Origin of the sequence: Streptomyces sp. NPDC005492, from assembly GCF_040605995.1 — a bacterium.
Lineage (GTDB): Bacteria > Actinomycetota > Actinomycetes > Streptomycetales > Streptomycetaceae > Streptomyces.
Map to the genome: position 1 here is coordinate 40653 of NZ_JBEXDX010000027.1, position 18330 is coordinate 58982.

26 protein-coding genes and 1 pseudogene are annotated in these 18330 nt (G+C 69.0%); 7 read left to right on the forward strand and 20 right to left on the reverse strand.

Features of this window, described 5'->3' with window-relative positions; all coding sequences use genetic code 11:
• Positions 1-31: 31 nt before the first annotated feature.
• From ABZT04_RS29955 to ABZT04_RS29970, 4 genes are read right to left on the reverse strand one after another with little or no spacing between them, the layout of a single operon-like run.
• Positions 32-721 carry an HAD family hydrolase gene (locus tag ABZT04_RS29955; RefSeq protein WP_356060100.1) on the reverse strand — a complete coding sequence of 230 codons (690 nt, stop codon included), beginning with the start codon at positions 719-721 and terminating at the stop codon, positions 32-34.
• A complete protein-coding gene (locus tag ABZT04_RS29960; protein WP_356060101.1) occupies positions 721-1599 on the reverse strand; it encodes a winged helix-turn-helix domain-containing protein in 879 nt (292 codons plus the stop codon). The genes ABZT04_RS29955 and ABZT04_RS29960 overlap by 1 nt, the downstream gene beginning before the upstream one ends.
• 52 nt (positions 1600-1651) lie before the next feature.
• The gene (locus tag ABZT04_RS29965; RefSeq protein ID WP_356060102.1) at positions 1652-2602 is read right to left on the reverse strand and encodes an asparaginase; all 951 of its coding nucleotides are present in this window, start codon (positions 2600-2602) and stop codon (positions 1652-1654) included.
• A gap of 15 nt (positions 2603-2617) precedes the next feature.
• Complete coding sequence (locus ABZT04_RS29970; protein WP_356060103.1) at positions 2618-3214, reverse strand: aerial mycelium formation protein; 597 nt, start codon at positions 3212-3214, stop codon at positions 2618-2620.
• 200 nt (positions 3215-3414) lie between these two features.
• On the opposite strand from ABZT04_RS29970, the gene dtd reads away from it, so the two are divergent.
• Positions 3415-3840, forward strand: a complete 426-nt coding sequence (gene dtd, locus ABZT04_RS29975) for a D-aminoacyl-tRNA deacylase (RefSeq protein ID WP_356060104.1) — start codon at positions 3415-3417, stop codon at positions 3838-3840.
• 29 nt (positions 3841-3869) lie between these two features.
• Here dtd and ABZT04_RS29980 read toward each other — a convergent pair whose 3' ends face one another.
• The 6 genes from ABZT04_RS29980 to ABZT04_RS30005 form a co-directional block, all read right to left on the reverse strand.
• A complete protein-coding gene (locus ABZT04_RS29980) occupies positions 3870-4844 on the reverse strand; it encodes a folate-binding protein (protein ID WP_356060105.1) in 975 nt (324 codons plus the stop codon).
• A gap of 10 nt (positions 4845-4854) precedes the next feature.
• The gene (locus ABZT04_RS29985) at positions 4855-5304 is read right to left on the reverse strand and encodes a transcriptional repressor (protein ID WP_356060106.1); all 450 of its coding nucleotides are present in this window, start codon (positions 5302-5304) and stop codon (positions 4855-4857) included.
• A gap of 15 nt (positions 5305-5319) precedes the next feature.
• Positions 5320-5895 (reverse strand): FABP family protein, encoded by a 576-nt coding sequence (locus ABZT04_RS29990; RefSeq protein WP_355909989.1) that lies wholly within the window; start codon positions 5893-5895, stop codon positions 5320-5322.
• Between the two features lie 182 nt (positions 5896-6077).
• Positions 6078-6923 carry a hypothetical protein gene (locus ABZT04_RS29995; protein ID WP_356060107.1) on the reverse strand — a complete coding sequence of 282 codons (846 nt, stop codon included), beginning with the start codon at positions 6921-6923 and terminating at the stop codon, positions 6078-6080.
• Entirely contained in the window at positions 6920-7729 is an 810-nt protein-coding gene (locus tag ABZT04_RS30000; RefSeq protein WP_356060108.1) for a hypothetical protein, read from the reverse strand. Before ABZT04_RS30000 ends, ABZT04_RS29995 begins: the two co-directional genes overlap by 4 nt.
• Positions 7726-8367, reverse strand: coding sequence for a hypothetical protein (locus ABZT04_RS30005; RefSeq protein WP_356060109.1), 642 nt, complete (start codon positions 8365-8367; stop codon positions 7726-7728). Before ABZT04_RS30005 ends, ABZT04_RS30000 begins: the two co-directional genes overlap by 4 nt.
• 215 nt (positions 8368-8582) lie before the next feature.
• Here ABZT04_RS30005 and ABZT04_RS30010 point away from each other — a divergent pair, with 215 nt between their 5' ends.
• Positions 8583-8945 (forward strand): DsrE family protein, encoded by a 363-nt coding sequence (locus ABZT04_RS30010; RefSeq protein ID WP_356060110.1) that lies wholly within the window; start codon positions 8583-8585, stop codon positions 8943-8945.
• On the opposite strand, the gene ABZT04_RS30015 is transcribed toward ABZT04_RS30010, so the two are convergent.
• Both ABZT04_RS30015 and ABZT04_RS30020 read right to left on the reverse strand, forming a co-directional pair.
• On the reverse strand, positions 8939-9136 hold the full coding sequence (locus ABZT04_RS30015; protein ID WP_355909974.1) for a DUF397 domain-containing protein: 198 nt from the start codon (positions 9134-9136) through the stop codon (positions 8939-8941). The two genes, ABZT04_RS30010 and ABZT04_RS30015, sit on opposite strands and share 7 nt — an antisense overlap.
• Positions 9118-9960: a helix-turn-helix transcriptional regulator gene (locus tag ABZT04_RS30020; RefSeq protein WP_356060111.1), complete on the reverse strand. Its 843-nt coding sequence runs from the start codon at positions 9958-9960 to the stop codon at positions 9118-9120. The genes ABZT04_RS30015 and ABZT04_RS30020 overlap by 19 nt, the downstream gene beginning before the upstream one ends.
• Positions 9961-10128: 168 nt before the next feature.
• Between ABZT04_RS30020 and ABZT04_RS30025 the strand changes: the two genes are divergently transcribed.
• From ABZT04_RS30025 to ABZT04_RS30035, 3 genes and pseudogenes are all read left to right on the forward strand, one after another.
• Entirely contained in the window at positions 10129-10494 is a 366-nt protein-coding gene (locus tag ABZT04_RS30025; protein WP_356060112.1) for a hypothetical protein, read from the forward strand.
• Positions 10491-10739: a hypothetical protein gene (locus ABZT04_RS30030; RefSeq protein ID WP_356060113.1), complete on the forward strand. Its 249-nt coding sequence runs from the start codon at positions 10491-10493 to the stop codon at positions 10737-10739. The genes ABZT04_RS30025 and ABZT04_RS30030 overlap by 4 nt, the downstream gene beginning before the upstream one ends.
• A 262-nt stretch (positions 10740-11001) precedes the next feature.
• A pseudogene (locus tag ABZT04_RS30035) lies at positions 11002-11410 on the forward strand (methyltransferase); the annotation flags it as partial.
• Here the strand turns inward: ABZT04_RS30035 and ABZT04_RS30040 are convergent.
• Positions 11400-11774 carry a VOC family protein gene (locus ABZT04_RS30040; RefSeq protein ID WP_356060114.1) on the reverse strand — a complete coding sequence of 125 codons (375 nt, stop codon included), beginning with the start codon at positions 11772-11774 and terminating at the stop codon, positions 11400-11402. The pseudogene ABZT04_RS30035 and the gene ABZT04_RS30040 sit on opposite strands and share 11 nt — an antisense overlap.
• Between ABZT04_RS30040 and ABZT04_RS30045 the strand changes: the two genes are divergently transcribed.
• Complete coding sequence (locus ABZT04_RS30045) at positions 11773-12147, forward strand: hypothetical protein (protein WP_356060115.1); 375 nt, start codon at positions 11773-11775, stop codon at positions 12145-12147. The genes ABZT04_RS30040 and ABZT04_RS30045 overlap by 2 nt on opposite strands.
• A 13-nt stretch (positions 12148-12160) precedes the next feature.
• Here the strand turns inward: ABZT04_RS30045 and ABZT04_RS30050 are convergent, their stop codons facing one another.
• The 7 genes from ABZT04_RS30050 to ABZT04_RS30080 form a co-directional block, all read right to left on the reverse strand.
• The gene (locus ABZT04_RS30050; RefSeq protein ID WP_355909956.1) at positions 12161-12421 is read right to left on the reverse strand and encodes a DUF3099 domain-containing protein; all 261 of its coding nucleotides are present in this window, start codon (positions 12419-12421) and stop codon (positions 12161-12163) included.
• Between the two features lie 77 nt (positions 12422-12498).
• The gene (locus ABZT04_RS30055) at positions 12499-12786 is read right to left on the reverse strand and encodes a DUF1416 domain-containing protein (protein ID WP_149509380.1); all 288 of its coding nucleotides are present in this window, start codon (positions 12784-12786) and stop codon (positions 12499-12501) included.
• A 32-nt stretch (positions 12787-12818) separates the two neighbouring features.
• Positions 12819-13658, reverse strand: coding sequence for a sulfurtransferase (locus ABZT04_RS30060; RefSeq protein WP_356060116.1), 840 nt, complete (start codon positions 13656-13658; stop codon positions 12819-12821).
• A 406-nt stretch (positions 13659-14064) separates the two neighbouring features.
• A complete protein-coding gene (locus ABZT04_RS30065) occupies positions 14065-14805 on the reverse strand; it encodes a DUF2993 domain-containing protein (protein WP_356060117.1) in 741 nt (246 codons plus the stop codon).
• 129 nt (positions 14806-14934) lie between these two features.
• The gene (locus ABZT04_RS30070; RefSeq protein WP_356060118.1) at positions 14935-16047 is read right to left on the reverse strand and encodes a hypothetical protein; all 1113 of its coding nucleotides are present in this window, start codon (positions 16045-16047) and stop codon (positions 14935-14937) included.
• An 8-nt stretch (positions 16048-16055) separates the two neighbouring features.
• Positions 16056-16310: a MoaD/ThiS family protein gene (locus ABZT04_RS30075; RefSeq protein WP_356060119.1), complete on the reverse strand. Its 255-nt coding sequence runs from the start codon at positions 16308-16310 to the stop codon at positions 16056-16058.
• 54 nt (positions 16311-16364) lie between these two features.
• Positions 16365-17249, reverse strand: coding sequence for an alpha/beta fold hydrolase (locus ABZT04_RS30080; RefSeq protein WP_356060120.1), 885 nt, complete (start codon positions 17247-17249; stop codon positions 16365-16367).
• 204 nt (positions 17250-17453) lie between these two features.
• Between ABZT04_RS30080 and ABZT04_RS30085 the strand changes: the two genes are divergently transcribed.
• Entirely contained in the window at positions 17454-18254 is an 801-nt protein-coding gene (locus ABZT04_RS30085) for a response regulator transcription factor (protein ID WP_356060121.1), read from the forward strand.
• Positions 18255-18330 lie beyond the last annotated feature (76 nt).

Here is an 18330-nt window from a genome sequence, read left to right on the forward strand (position 1 = left end):
GCTCGTCCTTCTGATGCCCCCAGGCCCAGAACTACCCCTGCCGCACCAATTCCAGCAACGGCTGTAGTGAGTCCACGATGGCCTCGGCCCCCGCCCTGCGTAGCAACGTTTCCTTGTACGGGTTACGCGCGTAACCGAGGAACGGAACGCCCGCCCGCCGTGCCGCTTCGCAGTCCGAGGGCGTGTCACCGATCACCAGGGCGTCCCCGGGGACGGCGCCCATGCCGCGCAGCGCCCGGTTCAGGCAGTGCGGGTTCGGCTTCAGCAGATCGAGGTCGTTCGTGCGGCCGTAGATGTGCGGAGTGAAGCATTCCAGCAGGCCTCGGCCGTGGAGGTACTCCGTCACCGTGCGCGGTGAGTTGTTGGTGGCGACGGCGAGTTGGACGCCGATGGCGCTCCAGGTGCGTATGAGCGGATCCGCCCATGGGGTGGGGAACGCCGAGTCGACGGCCTTGAGTTCGTGCTGGGTGAGCAGTTCCTCCAACTCCTCCACCAGGTCGCTGCGTGGATGCCGCTTGCTGACCGCGTGAAGGACGACATGCGGGTCGGGATGTTGCCGCTCTCTCTGCGTCAGCAGCTCACTCAATCCCTGCCGTTCCAGCCAGGACACCAGGTCCTTCGCCACGTTCTCCGCGGCCGAAAGGCCCGAGAACAGTTGGCAGATGGGACCGTCGAAGTCGAAAAGGACGAAGCGAGCACCGGTGATCAGTTCAGGAGTCACTAGGAGAGTGTCAGGTCGGTCGTGACGGTTTCCCAGAGGGCGTCGAACCACTTCTGCGATTGCTCTACGAACGCGGCGTCCCGCTCGCCGGTCTGGCGCAGGAAGGAGAAGAGGAGGGACTGGGAGCCGAGGACGTCGTACATGTCCATGGTCTGGCTGCCGAACTCCTCCTCCCGTCTCGTGAGCATGTAGTAACCGAGCAGCGCCTCCTCGCCGTTGAGGAGATACAGCTTCACGGGTGGGGTGAAGGGGAGGGCGCGGAAGGTGACCTTCACCTCCATGCCGTAGGTGGCCCGCAGCGCCAGCAGGTTGTGCTGGAGCACCTGCCCCTGGGCGTTGCGCATCGACAGCCAGCGCTGGTGGACCGGATCGTCCTCGGCGGTGCCGTCGACCGGGACGGGGAAGGCGAGGGTGATCTCCCTGGACGGGACCAGCAGGCGGACCTCGATCGACCGGGGGCTGAGGCGGCCCTCGTGGATCTGGCGGAGGGGTTCGCCGATGGCCACCATCAGTGTCTCGGCGGTGAGGCACACGACGTCTATGCGCACGTCCGGCACCGAGAACGCCTCGGTCAGCCGCGGCGCCAACCCCACCATCGTCGGCTGGGGGTCATCCGCCGCGGAGGTCCGCTCAGCGATCCGCGGCGGACTCCCCTTGCTGACACTGGTCAGCAATCCCGCCTCCTGAAGAACCCGCAGCGCCTGCCGTACGGTCCCCCGCTCCACCCCGAACTCCTCGGCCAGATCGGCCTGGGTGGGCAGACGGTCACCCGCCTTGAGATCACCGGCACGAATCCGTTCCCTCAAGGCGTCGGCGATCTCCTGGGGCGAGAAGCTTCTGCTGCCGTTCACTGCCACGTTCTCGTGGGTCACGACCAAACGGTACAACCGTCGCAGTCGGAGACGGCCAGGGTCCGCGGGAAGCCGGTGTTCAGAACACCGCCCGGATCTCCCCCACTTCACGCCCCCCGCCCAGCACAGCCACCCTCCCCAACCGCTCCCCCACATCCACCCCCATCAACCCCAACACCCGCCCCAACACAGTCCCCAACACCCGTCCACCCCCGTCCTCCACCTTGAACGCCAGCGCCCGCCCGTCCGGCAGCGCCACCGCCTGGACCGCCTCCGCGCCCATCTTCGACAGCGCTCCCGGTACCGCGCGCATCAGCCAGGTGTCGGGGCGGCGGGTGCCGGCAACGTATTCGGGGTGGGCGCGCATCGCGTCGGCGACCCGGCGTTCGGCGGAGCCCGGGGTGGCGAGGACGAAGGAGCGGAAGGCTCGGGCCAGGCCGGTCAGGGTGATCGCCATGAGTGGGGCGCCGCAACCGTCCGTGCCTACGGCGGCCACCCGCTCGCCCGCCGCTTCCTCCACAACCCTGTGGATGAGTTGCTGGAGCGGGTGATCGGGGGCGAGGTAGGAATCCAAGGGCCAGCCTCGCAGGGCTGAAGCCGCGAGCATCGCCGTGTGCTTGCCCGAGCAGTTCATGGCCACGCGGTCGCGCACCGCGCCCGACGCCAGGTACGCCTCCTGCTCGACCGGGTCCAGCGGGAGGTCCGGCGGGCACTGCAACTGGCCCGCGTCCAGGCCGTGTTCGACGAGGAGTCGACGTACGAGATCGCGGTGGAAGAGTTCGCCGGAGTGGCTGGCGGCGGCCAGGGCCAGGCGTTCGCCGGTGAGGTCCAGGCCGGCGCGCAGGACTCCTGCCGCCTGCATCGGCTTGTTGGAGGAGCGGGGGAAGATGGGAGTGGTCACGTCGCCCAGGGACCGTTCCACCGAGCCGTCCGGCGCCAGGATCACCAGGCTGCCGCGGTGCCGGCTCTCCACGAAGCCCGAGCGGACGACCTCGGCCAGCACGGGGGGTGCGACGTCAGAATCCCTCATCCGGTGCTCCTCGCCTCACACCAGCAGGTCGTCCACCTGCGCCTCCCCCTCACGGTACCGGCGGGCGATCTCCGAGCTGCAGCCGTCGACCGTGTGTTGCAGGAGCTGACGGCGCCGGGACACCTGCTGTTCGTACCGCACGAGCCGGCCCATCGCGGTGGTCAGCTCCAGGTCGGTGCGCGCCTCCAGGTCCGAGAGCTCGACCTCGGCGAGCATCTCGGCGGCCAGCAGCCGGGACTCCTCGCTCTGCGGGGTGCCCAGCGTGAGGTGCCGGGCCGAGGAGCGGTGCCGGGCGGGCGCGTCGGTGAGGATCTCCGACAACCGGTCGACCAGGTCGGCCCCGGACAGATCGACCGCGGAGGCCGCGCCCGCCGGGGAGCGGCGCGCCAGTTCCGACCGCAGGATGTCGATCCGCCCCTGGAGGAGCCGTCGTACGTAACTGAGGTCGGCCTCGTCGCGCTGCGCGTCGCGGCGCAGCGTGCGCAGCGCCGGGAGCCGCAGCTCGGTCAGGTCGGGTGCGGTCGGTTCGGCGGCCAGCAGCGGGCCGCCGGTCTCCGTGCGTTGCACGGGCGGCCGGTGAACTCCCAGCCACCCGGTGTTCGGTGTGCTCATGTGCTCTACCGTCCCCTCGACCGGCTCGTGCAAGCATCGTGCCACCCCAAGTGGCCATAATGTGACCGAGTGCCCCCGAACGGCCCCAGATGGGGGGTTAAGGAACAAAAATGGGCTACCCTACGGCCCCTCCCGGGGCCCTGCGTGCCCCTTCCGGGCCCCTTCCGAGCCGCTCCCGCCCGCACGGCATCATGGGTCCCATGCGTGCGGTGGTGCAGAGAGTGGACGGCGCGAGCGTCGTCGTCGAGGGCGAGACGGTCGGGGCGATCGACGGCGAGGGCCTGTGCGTCCTCGTCGGCGTCACCCACGAGGACACCAAGGAGAAGGCGGCCCAACTGGCCCGAAAACTCTGGTCGATCCGCATGCTGCACGAGGAGAGGTCGTGCAGCGACATCGACGCACCCCTGCTCGTCATCAGCCAGTTCACGCTCTACGGCGACGCCCGCAAGGGCCGCCGCCCCACCTGGAACGCGGCCGCCCCCGGCGATGTGGCGGAGCCGCTGGTCGACGAGGTCGTCGCCCAACTCCGCGCCCTGGGCGCCACGGTGGCCACAGGCCGCTTCGGCGCCCAGATGCGCGTCTCCCTGACGAACGACGGACCGTTCACCGTCGTCATCGACCTCTGAGACCCAGAGACCACAGAGACCACAGAGACCTAAGGCTCTACGACCGTCTCCTGCGCCGCCGCCGTCGTGTCCGCCAGCAGGCGCGCGTCGAGAGGCACGTTCCGCTTCACCAACGCGAGGGCGATCGGGCCGAGTTCGTGGTGCCGTACGGACGTCGTGATGAAGCCGATCTTCCGGCCGTCCGCCCCCTCCTCCGCGAGGCGCAACTCGGCGCCGTGGCCCGGGAGATGGACCTCGCTGCCGTCGAGGTGGAGGAAGACGAGGCGGCGCGGGGGCTTGCCCAGGTTCTGGACGCGGGCGACGGTCTCCTGGCCCCGGTAGCAGCCCTTCTGGAGATGAACGGCCGTACCGATCCAGCCCAGTTCGTGCGGGATGGTGCGGTGGTCGGTCTCGAAGCCGAGGCGGGGGCGGTGGTGCTCGACGCGCAGCGCCTCGTAGGCCAGGATGCCCGCCGGTGGGCCGTGCTTGTCGGTGTCCTCGGCATAGGACTCCAGGTCGGCGCGCGGGAGGAACAGATCACGGCCGTAGGGCGTCTCGCGTACGACCACGCCCTCCGGGACCTCGGCGATGGAGCCGGCCGGGACGTACACGACCGCGAACTCGCTTGTGCGGTCGGTGACTTCGACGCGGTAGAAGAACTTCATCGACTCCAGGTAGGCGATCAGCGCCTCCTGGGTGTCCGGCTCGGTGTGCATCCACACCGTGGTGCCGTCGTCGACGAGGTACAGGGCGTGCTCGATGTGGCCGTGCGCGGAGAGGATCAGCGCCTCGGTGGCCACGCCCACGGGCAGGTCGCTGACGTGCTGGGTGAGCAGCAGGTGCAGCCAGCTCAGCCGGTCGTCGCCGGTGACCGCGACCACCCCGCGGTGCGAGAGGTCCACGAAACCGGTGCCGTCGGCGAGGGTGCGCTGCTCGCGGAACAGGTCGCCGTAGTGGGCGGCGACGCCTTCGTCCACTCCTTCGGCGGGGACGGCGCCGGGCAGGGACAGCAGGGGGCTCTTCATACCCGTAAGCCTACGACTCGGTAATTGCAGACTCACCTGAAGTCTTCATGGAACAGTCGCGGCATCTGCCGAAGATCGCGAAGTGCTTCATGTCCGTCTCGAAGCCGAAGGTGTCCCGCAGCTTGGCCCGGAACTCGGCGGCCACCTCCACGTCGGCCTCGATGACGTTCGTGCAGTCACGGCAGACGAGGTGGATGTGGTGGTGCCGGTCGGCGAGGTGGTACGTCGGCGCCCCGTGCCCGAGGTGGGCGTGGCTGACCAGCTCCAGCTCCTCCAGGAGTTCCAGGGTGCGGTACACCGTGGAGATGTTGACCCCCGACGCGGTCTTCTTCACCTCGGTGAGGATGTCGTCGGGGGTCGCGTGCTCCAGGGTGTCCACGGCTTCGAGCACGAGTTGCCGCTGCGGGGTCAGCCGGTAGCCGCGCTGCCGCAGATCACTTTTCCAGTCGGTGCTCACCACACTGGAAGTCTAGAGCTACTTGAAGAAAGCGATCCCGTCGTCCGGCATGTCGTCCGGGAGGGCCTTCGCCCAGCGTTCGACGTCCTCCGGGGTGACGACCTTCTTCAGGTGGGCGGACATGTAGGGGCGCAGCTCGACCTCGGGGGTCTGCTTCTCGCCGACCCACATGAGGTCGCTCTTGACGTAGCCGTAGAGACGCTTGCCGCCGGTGTAGGGGCCGGAGGCGGCCGTGCGGGCCACGGCGTCCGTGACCAGGTCGATCTGGGGCTTCTGCTTGGCCAGCTCGCCGTACCAGATCTCGACGACGCCGTCGTCGCGCGTCATCGTGACCTCGACCTTGCGGTCGGCGTCGATGCGCCAGAAACCGGACTCGGTCTCCAGCGGGCGGACCTTGTTCCCGTCGTTGTCCAGGACCCAGGTGTGGGAGCGGTACTCCAGGAAGTCACGGCCGTCGTGGCTGAACGTGACCTCCTGGCCGAAGTTGCACTTCTCGGAGCCGGGGAAGTCGTGCACACCGGCGCCGGCCCAGTCGCCGAGCAGGAAGACGAGGGGGACCAGGTCCTTGTGGAGGTCGGACGGGATCTCGATCATGGGGTCTGCAGTTCCTCGATGGGGGTCAGCGCTGGCCCTGGTACAGCTTCTTCACGCTCAGTCCGGCGAAGGCGATGACGCCGACGCAGACGAGGACCAGCAGGGTTTCGAAGAAGATCTCCACGGGTGCTCCTTGGTGAGCGCGGTGCGGTACGTACGCAGGGCCGGCCCCAGCTTAGTCGTCAGCCCAGGAGCTGGCTCTGCAGGGTGACCGTCTGCTGGAAGGGGACCTCCTTCGCGCCGCCCTTGCGGGACTGCACGATCAGCCCGAGGGTGTCACCGGCCGAGAGATAGGCCTGGCGGACCTGCTCGGCGCCGTACGGCTTGTCCTCGTCGTACGCCGATGCCTTGACGTTCACGGCGAGGATCCCGTCCTTGATCGCGTCGTCATACGTCGTGGCCTCGGCACCGGCCAGGGCGTAGACCGGGCTGTCGTACGAGATGAGACCGGGTGAGAACAGTTCGTCCGCGACGATCGCGGTGCCGAACTGGAGCAGGTAGATCCGGGTGCGTGTGCCGTCCGGTGTGGTCCAGCCGCGGGCCGCGATGTGCCTGAGGCCGTCGTCGGTCAGCTTCTGGCCGAGCGCCTTGCGGTCGTCCGGGTCGGCGTACTGCGCGAGGAACGTCTTCGTCGGCAGCCAGCCGTCCGTGCCGCGCAGCGACGCGTCCGCCTTCGCGCCCTTGGGCGCCGGCAGGACCAGCGCGCGCTGGTCCGCGTAGTGGGCGATGGCCTTGTTGTCCGCGGCGAACGGTCCCGGGCTGCCGGAGGGCAGGGGTGCCCGGGTGATCTCCGGGTAGTCCCAGCGGCCGTCGGACGCGGTCGCCAGACCGGGTACGTCGGACCGCTTCATCTGCGTGATGCCGTACGCCGTCCCCGTCCCGGCCACCGCGAACACCACGACGGCGGCGGTCCAGCGCAGGGCTGCACGCAGGACACGGCGGTCCTTGGGGGCGGCCGGGGGCACCAGCGGGGGCGCTTCCGGCATGGGCGGGATCACGAACTGATGCTCCTGCTGCTGCTCGGTCATACCGCTTCCCCCGTCGTCGTGATGCGTTCGAGCTGCTGGCGCAGGAACGACGCGATCCCCTTCGTGTCCATCGACTTCGTCCCGGACGCGGTGAGCGTGACCAGGACGTCGCCCTCGTATCCGGAGCAGAGCATCTCGCGGAGCTTCTCCCCCGCCTCCGCCTCCGGCAGGAAGCAGCGCGTGTTCTTGTGGCCCTGGATGGTGGGGCCCTTGCGGAACTCGGTCAGGGCGTCGAAGACCTGGTTCCCGTACGTGGCGATGTTCCGCGCGGCCTTCTCGTCCATCTGGGCGAGCTGGACCTCGACGGTGAAGGCGTTGGTGTCCTCGGAGGAGGGGTAGAGGTAGCTGCGCATCGCGATGCCCTTGATCTTCTCCCGGTCGATCTGCTTCTCCAGGAGGAGCCGCTGGGAGCGGGGCAGGTCGCTGATCTCCTCCTTGCGCAGCCCGGTGGCCTCACGCCCGCTGAGCAGGGCGTCGGAACCGAACTCGGCGATGTCCGGCCCACGGACATACCCACTGGCGGTGTACGGCTGCAACATGCCCCGCAGCCCCTTGGCCGGAGCCGCCTTCTGCGCCGCGGCGGCCTTGGGGAACTTCCACGTGGGGGCACCCGCGTCCCGGTCGGCGCCGTTCACGGTCACCACGGTGTACCCGACCCCGCCGAGGAGAGCGACGGCGAGCAGCGAGCAGCCGGTGATCGCGGCGATACGGCCCTTGCGGACGGGCTTCTTCGGGGCCGGGGTCGTGACCGGTTCCGTGGACCCGTCGAGGTCCACCTGCCCGACGCCGAACTGGTTCTCGGTCACAGCCGCTCCATCTGCCGCTCGGCCAGATCCATGATCGTCTTCTTCGGGATCGGCTTGATGTCGTAGAGCCAGATCTCCATGGCCACGTCGCCGCGCCAGGCGTGTGCCTCGGCGCTGTACTCGTCGTACTCCTCGCCGTGGACGTATGCCATGCCGTCGCCCGTGCCCGGGATGGCCCAACTGTGGGTGCCGGCCGTGTCGTCGGCGTAGTAGTAGCCGTCCGAGGCGGCGTCGGAGGCCCCGAGGTTGACCTCCTGGCGGTACTGCACCAGGGTGACCGCCACATCGAGCGTCCCCTGCGACCAGTTGGTGACGGCGGCGCGCCGGAACTCCTCACGGATCTGGTAGCCCAGGGCTTCGTCCGGCTCCGTGAACAACTCGGCGTAGCCGGCCACGTCCAGCCAGCCGTCACTGCCGACGGTGTTCTCGGGGTCCTGCGCCCCGCTCGGCCGCTTGAGCAGGAGCTTGCGCAGGTCGCCGTCCGTCTTGACCGAGTGGTCCTCGGCCGCCGAGAGCGGCTCGGGAGCGGGCCCCTTCGCCTGCGTCAGCGTCTGCTGCGCGAGCGAGGGCAGCTTGTCGGGTGCGCGGTCGGCCTGCACGAGGAAACCCGTGCACGTACCGGCTACGACACCGAGCACGGCGGCGACGGCGATGAGGAGGGTGGTGCGCCCACGGCGGCGGGGCGGTGCCCCTGCGGGCGTTTGGGGCCCCGGTGTTTCAGGCTCGGGTGTTTCAGGTTCAGGTACTTCCACAACGTCCCCCACGGAACATGGCATGCGCATTCCATATGCGCGCGCACAGGAGACCCATGGCTGTTGCAGGGAGTTGTAAGGAAGTTGATTACGATTCGGTCATGGCGAAGAAGCTCGTGATCAAGGTGACCGCGGGGGCCGACGCCCCCGAACGCTGCTCGCAGGCGTTCACGGTGGCGGCGGTGGCCGTGGCCAGCGGGGTGGACGTCTCACTGTGGCTGACCGGCGAGTCCGCGTGGTTCGCGCTGCCGGGCCGCGCCGCCGAGTTCGAACTCCCGCACGCGGCCCCACTGCCGGACCTGCTCGACTCGATCCTCGCGGCCGGCCGCGTCACCCTGTGCACCCAGTGCGCGGCACGGCGGGACATCACCGAGAAGGATGTGCTGGAGAACGTACGGATCGCCGGGGCGCAGGTGTTCGTACAGGAGGCGATGGCCGACGGGACGCAGGCGCTGGTCTACTGACCCTTGACTGAGCCCACGAACTCCGACCAGGCGCCCGCGCCGAAGAGGAGGGTGCCGTGGGTGGGGTTCTTGCTGTCGCGGACGGGGACGAGGGCGGGGAGGTTGGGGGCGACCTCGACGCACTCGCCGCCGTCGGTGTTGCTGTAACTGCTCTTCCGCCACGTCACGTTGGTCAGGTCGATGGCTCGCACGGTAGTTCCTCCAACAGCCGCAGAATGAACATCCGCGACTCGGCCGGGGCCAGCGCCAGGTCGCGTACCGCATCATATGCACGCTGCAGCCGCTCAACCCGGCTGGATTCCTCGATCAGTTCGCCGCGCACATCGTTCTCGGCGTAGACCACGGTGCTGCCGTCCAACAGCCTCAGGAACATCGTGTTGGTGTTCGTCAAGCCGTGCAATCCGGCGCCGAACGGCAGGACATGGAGCGTGATGTTCGGACGCTCCGCCGCCTCCGCCAGAAACTCCAACTGCTCGCGCCAGGCCCGCTTGTCGCGCAGTCCCATGCGCAGCACCGCTTCGGAGATGATGGCGCGGAAGGGAGGCGCCTCGTCCCCCTCCAGCAACTTTCCTCGGCCCATGCGTGCTTCGACCTGCTGCTCCAGCACCTTGCCCTTGGCGCCGCCCGCTGCGAGCGCTTCGCGCATGTACCCCTCCGTCTGGAGCAGGCCCGGCGGCGCACTCGCGGCGTAGTGCCACAGACTCACCGCATCAGCCTCGTACAACATGTACCGCCGATACTGCTCCTTGAACTGCGTCGGGTCCCCAACTGCCATCTCCCACAAGGTGAGTAGCAACGGCGACGTCCCGTAGTACTGATCCAGCGCCTGTACGACCTCGGGCCCACCCAGCGTCGCCCCGCTCTCCATCTTGCCGAACAGAGACGCGTCCCACCCGAGTACCTTCGCCAGCTCGCGCAGACTCATGCCGCGCTCGTTCCTCAACCGCCGTAGCTCCTCGGGGAATCGCTTCCTGGGCTCATGGCTCAGCTCTGTGACCACCAGCCGTTGGGGCATCGCAACCTCCTGTGGAATTTGCCGCATTTCATTGACCGGCGGTGAAGTTGACCAGTTCAGCGCCGTGTCCGCCTCCGGCCTGGGGCATCCTCGTAACACCCAGGAATGCACAGAGTAGTTCAACTGTCGCATTCTGTAAGGAAGTTACACAAAAAGGAGGAGAAGCCGATGGAACCCGGAGCCCTGCTCTACGACCCCGCCACCAACAAGGTCGGCGAGTACCAGGACAAGTCGGGCCCGTACGCGCTGCTGCGTCCCGTGGGCGGTGGGCGGGAATGGCAGGCGGACCCGGGGTCGTTGCGGCCGGCGACGGATCAGGAGCGGCTGAGCGCCGGGGTCCGCGCGGCGAACAGCCGCGCGCGGACCGACGCGCCGTTCCTCGTTCTCGACGCTCCCCGGGCGGACGCCGGTTGTGCGACCTGCGCGGAACTCTCCGAACTCCGGTCCACCGCACGGGCGGAGCGCGACCACAGCGCCGAGACCGACACGAACGTCCTGCTGCGCAAGCACCGGAGTGAGGCCCACCCCGCATGAAACGACCGCTTCCTCACCAACTGATCCAGGTGCCCCCGGGCTGGGCCATGCCGCCGCCCCTCATGCCCCAGCCTCCGGCACGACCACAGGAGCCACCGCCCGAGCCGCAGCCCGTCCCCGAGCCGCGCACCCGGCGCCGACGGTTCCGGCCGCCCCGAGTACTGCGCGAAGACTCCTTCTGGACCGGGGCGTTGACGGCCCTCTGCATCGGTGGCCTGCTGATGGCGATCATCGCGGCGAGCTGACGGCCTGGTCGTGACGCTCGGCATGGTTCTCGGCGACTTCTCCTCTCGCGCTTCGACGCGGGAGCGGTAGCCCTGCCGTAGTAACCCGGGCCATTTCTCCTGCTCCTCGTCGAAGTGCTCTTCGTGCCCCCGCACGTTCGATCACGAGGAGTACGGGCCCACACCATCCGTTCCGCCCGTTGGCATTCCGAGAGCGCCGCACCGTTTCCGGGACGGGTCGTCGTCGCCGATGACCGCATGAAAGCCGACAGCGCCTACCGTCTGGCGTGCGAAGGGCGTCGAGGTACCGGCGCTCGACGCCCGCATCCACCCGCACTACGGCGTGTTCTCCCCGCTCAGGGGCGAGTACGTGGACCTGGTCGCGCAGGCGAACCACGGTGGGGGTGCTCCCCGTACCGCGTTCGCCCATGCCTGTTTCCCGACGGCCGCGCCGACCTCGTCGTCTGCAACCCGCCCTGGATTCCCGGCCGTCCGACGTCTGCCGTCGACCCGAGCACCTCGGGCTGAGGACGCGTGAGGAGTTGCTGACCGTCATCGAGGGAGCTGGGCTCCATGTGCTGGACAGGATCGACACGAAACCGCGGCACCCGCGAGCGAGGGACACCACGGATCCCCTCCACACCGCCCGCGCCGCGGAGGTCACCTCGCTGTGGCGCCTGGCTAGCGGCTGATCCACAGGCAGAACGGATGTCCCGCCGGATCGAAGAACACCCGTACGTCGTCCTGGGGTTGATACTCGGCGAGCCTGGCCCCCTCCGCCAGCGCCCTCGCGGTCTCGGCCTCCAGGTCGTCGACCTCGATGTCGAGATGCATCATCATCTGCTGCTCACCGGGGTTCCGGGTGGGCCACAGGGGCGGGACGTACTCGGGCTCGGTCTGGAAGGAGAGGCCGGTACCCCCGTCGGGCGGGCCGATGACCACCCAGTCGGGTTCCTCCTCCCGCACCACAAACCCGAGCAGGCGCTGATAGAAGTCGGCCAACTCGTGCGCGTCATACGCGTCGAGCACGACGGCGGACAGTCTCGTAGGCGACATGCCCGCCTTCTTACTGGCACCGCCTCCTGCCGTCCAGCCCATCCCACCACCACTCGGGCTTCGCCCCTTCCGCGGTATGTCGCATCTGCTGCCCGTGCAGGCGATCGACACGGCGTCCCGGCCCGCGTATGCGAGGGTGCCGTCCCTGCTGACGGTCGAGTGGTTCGCCGGCGTCGTCCCCGACGACCTCCCGCCGCCGCCCTTCGACGACACCTTCTGGGGCGGCCCGGCGTCGGACACCCTCGTCCTGCGGGGTGAACTCGCGGAGTGGTCGTGCGACGCCGTGGGGTGGCTGGGTGAGGTCCTCGCCGACTGTGCCGCGGCGGCCGGGGTGCGGGCGCCCATGCTGGTCACCGTGGCCCGGGACCGCTGACGCGTCTCTCGAGCTACTGGCGGCGCTTCTTGCCGTCCAGTTCGTCCCACCACTCGTCGGACTTCGGGTCGCCCGAGGGGTCGTCCCACCAGCGGTCGTCGGGGCCCCTGCGGTTCGCGACCATCGCGGCGAACGGGGGGATGACCATCGCCACCACACACATCGCCACGGCCGCCGGGACCGACCAGATCCGTACGACTCCCCAGGCCAGGACGAACAGCGTGATGCAGATGCCCATCATGACGAAATAGGTGCGACGGCGGCGTGCCAGCATGGTTCCAGGGTAGGCCGGGGCACGCCAAAGGGCCGCACCCACGAAAGGTGCGGCCCCTCAGTGGTCAGGTGCCGGCGTCAGACCGCGATCGCCACCTCGGAGAGGCCACCCGTCTGGGCGACGACCGTGCGGTCGGCGGTGGCGCCCGGGACGAGGGCGCGGACGGTCCAGGTGCCTTCGGCCGCGTAGAAGCGGAACTGGCCCGTCGCGGAGGTCGGGACCTCCGCGGTGAACTCGCCGGTCGAGTCCAGGAGGCGGACGTAGCCGACCACGGGCTCGCCGTCCTTCGTCACCTGGCCCTGGATCGTGGTCTCACCGGGCTTGATCGTCGAGGCGTCGGGGCCGCCGGCCTTCGCTCCACACATGTGCTTCTCCAGAGGTCTTGAAAGGGGCGGACTTACTTGTTGGCGCCGAGCTCGATCGGCACGCCGACGAGGCTGCCGTACTCGGTCCAGGAACCGTCGTAGTTCTTGACGTTCTCGACACCGAGCAGCTCGTGCAGCACGAACCAGGTCAGGGCCGAGCGCTCGCCGATACGGCAGTACGCGATGGTGTCCTTGGCGAGGTCGACCTGCTCCTCGGCGTAGAGCTCCTTGAGCTCGTCGTCCGACTTGAAGGTGCCGTCGTCGTTGGCGTTCTTCGACCACGGGATGTTGCGGGCGGACGGGACGTGGCCCGGGCGCTGCGACTGCTCCTGCGGGAGGTGGGCCGGCGCGAGCAGCTTGCCGCTGAACTCGTCGGGGGACCGCACGTCGACCAGGTTCTGCGAACCGATCGCCGCCACCACGTCGTCACGGAACGCTCGGATCGCCTTGTTCTGCGGCTTGGCCTTGTAGTCGGTGGCGGGGCGCGAGGGCACCTCTTCCACCAGCTCGCGGGCGTCCAGCTCCCACTTCTTGCGGCCACCGTCGAGCAGCTTGACGTTGTCGTGGCCGTAGAGCTTGAAGTACCAGTAGGCGTACGAGGCGAACCAGTTGTTGTTGCCGCCGTAGAGGATCACCAGCGTGTCGTTGGCGATGCCCTTGCCGGACAGGAGCTTCTCGAAGCCCTCCTGGTCGACGAAGTCACGGCGTACCGGGTCCTGGAGGTCCTTGGTCCAGTCGATCCGGATGGCGTTGCGGATGTGGTTCTTCTCGTACGCGGACGTGTCCTCGTCTACCTCGACGATGGCGATGTCGGCGTTGTCGAGATTGGCCTCGACCCAGTCGGCGTCGACCAGGACGTCACTGCGGCTCATGTTCGTTCTCCTCCGGGGCAGTTGCGGCGGTGCGGTGCGGTGCGTGAGAGGGGGGTGCGCTCGCGTCCGAGTTCAGGGCAGCGCACAGGCGCGCTGTTCAGGGCGCGCGGGAATGCGGGAGTCTGCGCTTCCGCTCAGAAGGTGCGACAGAGCATGGCGGCGACGCGGCACAGGTCCACTGCCCGCCGCTTCGTGAAATCCGCCTGTTGCCTCATGGGGTCGATCGTAGGGACGGATAACCGGGCATGTCACCGGTGTGTCGTATTTTGAGACGCGATCGTCCGTGATGTGAGACAGAATCCATGCCAGGGGTGCGGTGGCGGGGTCTCCGGGCCTCCGTGGCTGTCGTCACACCTCATCGCCATCCCCGCTCCGGACGCGGGCGTCTCGCTCCTCGGACACGTCCCTACCCGGCCAGCTTGACGTTCGAACCCTTCACCTTGATCTCCACACCGCCCTGCTGGGCCTGCACACTGTCCAGCTTCACACCGCCCGGCAGTTGGTCGATCGTCTGCTGGAAGTCGGTGATCGAGCGGATCCGGGAGTCGGCGAGGTCGACGACCAGCTTGGGCAGGTTGTCGGCGTGCACCTTCACGGTGTCGCCGTCGACGGTGACCGTGCTGAGCACCGGGTACGTCGTCGTCCCGACACCGGTGACCGTGACCTTCATGTCGGCCTTGATCTTGCCGGCGCCGCCGTCGGAGAGGCTGACGATCTGGGCCTTGACCCCGGTGAAGACGTCCGTCGGCTGGGACTTGGCGGCCTTGAGCAGCTCGTCGTAGGAGATGCTCGCGGAGCCGGTCGCGCTGGCCGCGGTGGCGGAGCTGTAGTCGCCGGAGAACTTGACGTCCTTCATGTCGGCCTTGAGGTCGTCGATCCGGATCGTGGAGGCGCCGCCGTCGGTGTTGCCCGTGGGCGCCTCGTAGGTCTTGATGCCGAGCTCCACATCGTCCAGCTCACCGGAGGCGACCTGGGTGAGGAAGGGGAAACCCTTGATGGAGACGTCGGGGGTGGTGGCCAGGTTCTCCGTCGTCTTCACCTTGGACGCCGCCTCGTCCTCGGCGAAGTAGACCGCGACCCGGTCCACGACCACGAACAGGATGCCCAGAACCACCACGACGATCAGAAGTATTCGTAGCCCACGCATGACGGTGATCCCCCACCTGGCGGTCGTCGAAGAAAGCGGTACAACGACCTGGTGGCCGCCGAGCGCGAGAGTAGTCCTGCGGAGCGGGTGCGACCGGGAATTGTCGATCACCTGTGACAGGGCTCTTAACTACGCCAGTGCGCGGCCCAACACGTAAACCGCCGGAGCCGCGACCGCCAGCGGCAGCGCCACTCCCGCCGTGAAGTGGACGAACCGGGACGGGTAGTCGTAGCTCGCCACGCGGTGGCCGATGAGGGCGCAGACCGCCGCGCCCGCGCCGAGCAGCGCGCCCTTCGCGCCGAGGCCCGTCATCCCGCCGACCGCGATGCCCGCACCGGCGGCCGCGAGGAGGGAGACGACGACCGACGCCACCGTAGGCAGCGGGAGCGCGCGGGCCAGGATCGCGACCGCGATCGCCGCCGCGCCGACGGTGACCGCGTCCGGGTCGGCCGCGAGGTGGCCGGCCGCGACGATGGCCAGGGCCGCCGAGGCGACGGTCGCCATCAGGCTCTGGATGCGGGTGTCCGGGTCGGCGTGCGAGCGCAGTTGCATGACGAGGGAGAGCAGGACCCACACGCCCAGCGTGCCGAGGATCGCGGCCGGGCCGTTCTCCCGCCCGGCCGCCAGCAGCACCACGTCCGCGACGAGCGCGCCCGCGAAGGCCAGCGCGATGCCCTGCCGGGCGGGCCACATTCCGTTCAGCCGGAACCAGCCCGCGGCCGTGACCGCCTGGAGCACGACGAGCGGGACGACGAGGGCGTACGACCCGATCTGCGCGGTGACGGAGAGCAGCAGCGCGAGGAAGGCGGTGAGGCCGGCGGGCTGCATCCCGGGTTCGATGATCGGCGAGCGGCCTTCGAGCCGGGCCCGCTGGGCGTCGGTGATGCGGGCGTTCCCGGAGAGGGTGGAGGGGCCGTAGCCCTCCTCGGGGGCGGGGGCAGGAGCCGGCGTCTCGGGTCTCGGAGCCTGCGCGTACGGGTCGTAACTCTGCGGCGGCGCTTGGTAGTTCTGCGGTGGCAGGTACGCCGTGTCGGCGGCCGCGGGCGTGGTCTGGTGGACCTGGGTGTCCCAGGTCTGGCCCTGCCACTGCTGGGTGTACTGCTGGGCCGCCTGCGGGTCGTCGTACGCCTGCTGCTGATGGCCGGGCCACGCCTGCGCCTGCTGCGGCTGCTGCGCCTGCTGCTGCTGGGCGGCGTAGGGGTCGTAGCCCTCGCCGTAGCCCTCGTACGGCTGGTTGCTCATCGGTGCGCTCATCCTCCTGCGAACGGCGGGAGCACCTCGACCGTGCCGCCCTCGGCCAGCCGTACCGTCTCATGTCCGCGGGTGCCCACGGGGTCACCGTCGACGAGGAACGAGCATCGCAGCAGTACGCGGGCGAGTTCCCCGGGGTGTCGCTCGCGTACCGCGCCGAGGGCCTCGTCGAGGGTGGCCGCTTCGTACGGCTCCTCGGCGGTCCCGGCCGCGGCCTTCGCGGCGGCCCAGTAGCGCACCGTGACCTTTGCCATCCGCTCTTCCTCAATCGATCAGGGTCGACCAACTCGGTATCGACAACCGCCAGGCTAGCTCTCCTGTGAACCGGCCCAGCGCCCGATGCGGGCCAGCAGGTCGTCGGTGGCCGCGTGTTCGGCGTGGCCCATGCCGGGCTCCAGCCAGAGTTCGGCGTGGTCACCGGCGGCCGCGGCCAGCATGCGGGGGTGGTCGAGGGGGAAGTAGCCGTCGATCTCGCCGTGCACGACGAGCAGCGGGGTCGGGGCGATCCTGGGGACCGCCTCCACCGGGGAGAGCGGGACCGGGTCCCAACCGCTGTGATCGATACGGGTCTTGAGGCCGTAGCGGCCCACGAGCCGGCCCTCGCGGCGGGTCACCAGCCAGTGCACCTTGCGCATGGGGGCCGTGCCCCGGTAGTACCAGCGGGCCGGCGCACTCACCGAAACCACCGCGTCCGTGTGCGCATCCGTGCGCCCTCCGCGCCCCTGCCCGTCCGGGTGCTTCTGCGGGCCGTAGAGCGCCGCGTGCCGCAGCACCACGGAACCGCCCATCGAGAAGCCCACAGTGACCACACGCGCATGCCCCTGTTCACGGGCCCAGGCCACCGCGGCGGCCAGATCGAGCACCTCGCGGTCGCCGACGGTGGACCGCCCGCCGGACCGCCCGTGCCCCCGGAAGGAGAAGGTGACCACGGCCCCGTACTGGGCGAACGCCCCGGCCACCCGGCGCACATGCGGCTTGTCCACATCGCCCGTGAAACCGTGCGCCACGACGAACACCAGATCACCGGAAGGTGGCGGGGAGGCGTCGTATACGGCCGCCCTCGGTTCGTATACGGAATCGATCGTCACACCGTCGTCGGTGTGCAGAAACGTCCGCAAAGGTGTAGGTCTGATCGTCTCAGAGTTCGGACGAACGGTGGATCGTGCCACATGACCTGCCGTACCAGCGCTCATGTGGGCTATTCTGCTGGACAGAGGACTCGGGCAGCGAAGCCCCCGGGTCCTTTTGTGCTTTCAGGAGCGTTGTATACGACACGGGAAACCTCGGGAAACCCCAGGTGGCCGCCGGTGATACAGCGCCCCCGGGACCACAGAAGCAGTGCCGCAACGCCGCAGTGCCGCAAACGTCCTCGCAGGGACCGAGGAGGAACCAGACATATGAGTTCTCTGCTGCTCCTGACCAATGCCCTCCAGCCGTCGACGGAGGTGCTTCCGGCCCTTGGCCTGCTGCTGCACAACGTGCGCGTGGCACCGGCGGAAGGCCCCGCACTCGTCGACACCCCCGGTGCCGACGTCATCCTCATCGACGGCCGCCGGGATCTGCCTCAGGTACGCAGCCTGTGTCAGCTCCTGAGGTCCACCGGACCCGGATGCCCGCTCATCCTCGTCGTCACCGAGGGCGGCCTCGCGGCCGTCACCGCCGACTGGGGCATCGACGACGTACTGCTCGACACGGCCGGTCCGGCCGAGGTCGAGGCGCGACTGCGGCTGGCCATGGGCCGCCAGCAGATCGTCAACGACGACTCCCCCATGGAGATCCGCAACGGCGATCTCTCCGTGGACGAGGCGACGTACTCCGCGAAGCTCAAGGGCCGGGTCCTCGACCTGACCTTCAAGGAGTTCGAGCTCCTCAAATACCTCGCGCAGCACCCGGGCCGCGTCTTCACCCGCGCCCAACTGCTCCAGGAGGTCTGGGGCTACGACTACTTCGGCGGCACGCGGACGGTCGACGTCCACGTCCGACGCCTGCGCGCCAAGCTCGGACCCGAGCACGAGTCGCTGATCGGGACCGTCCGGAACGTTGGTTATCGATTCGTTACGCCGGAGAAGGGTGACCGGGGCGGCGAAGAGGCCAAGCTCAAGGCAAGCGCGGCTCGCGCCGGTGCAAAGCCGGAGGATGCGGACGAGACGGCCGACACGGCCGCCCTGGACGCGGCCGAGATCGCGGCCGAGGCGTAAGCCGCTCCGGGGCAGGGCATTGCTTCCGCACAGAGAAGCTGCGGAGAAGTTCCATACGCCCTGCCCAGAGCGGGTC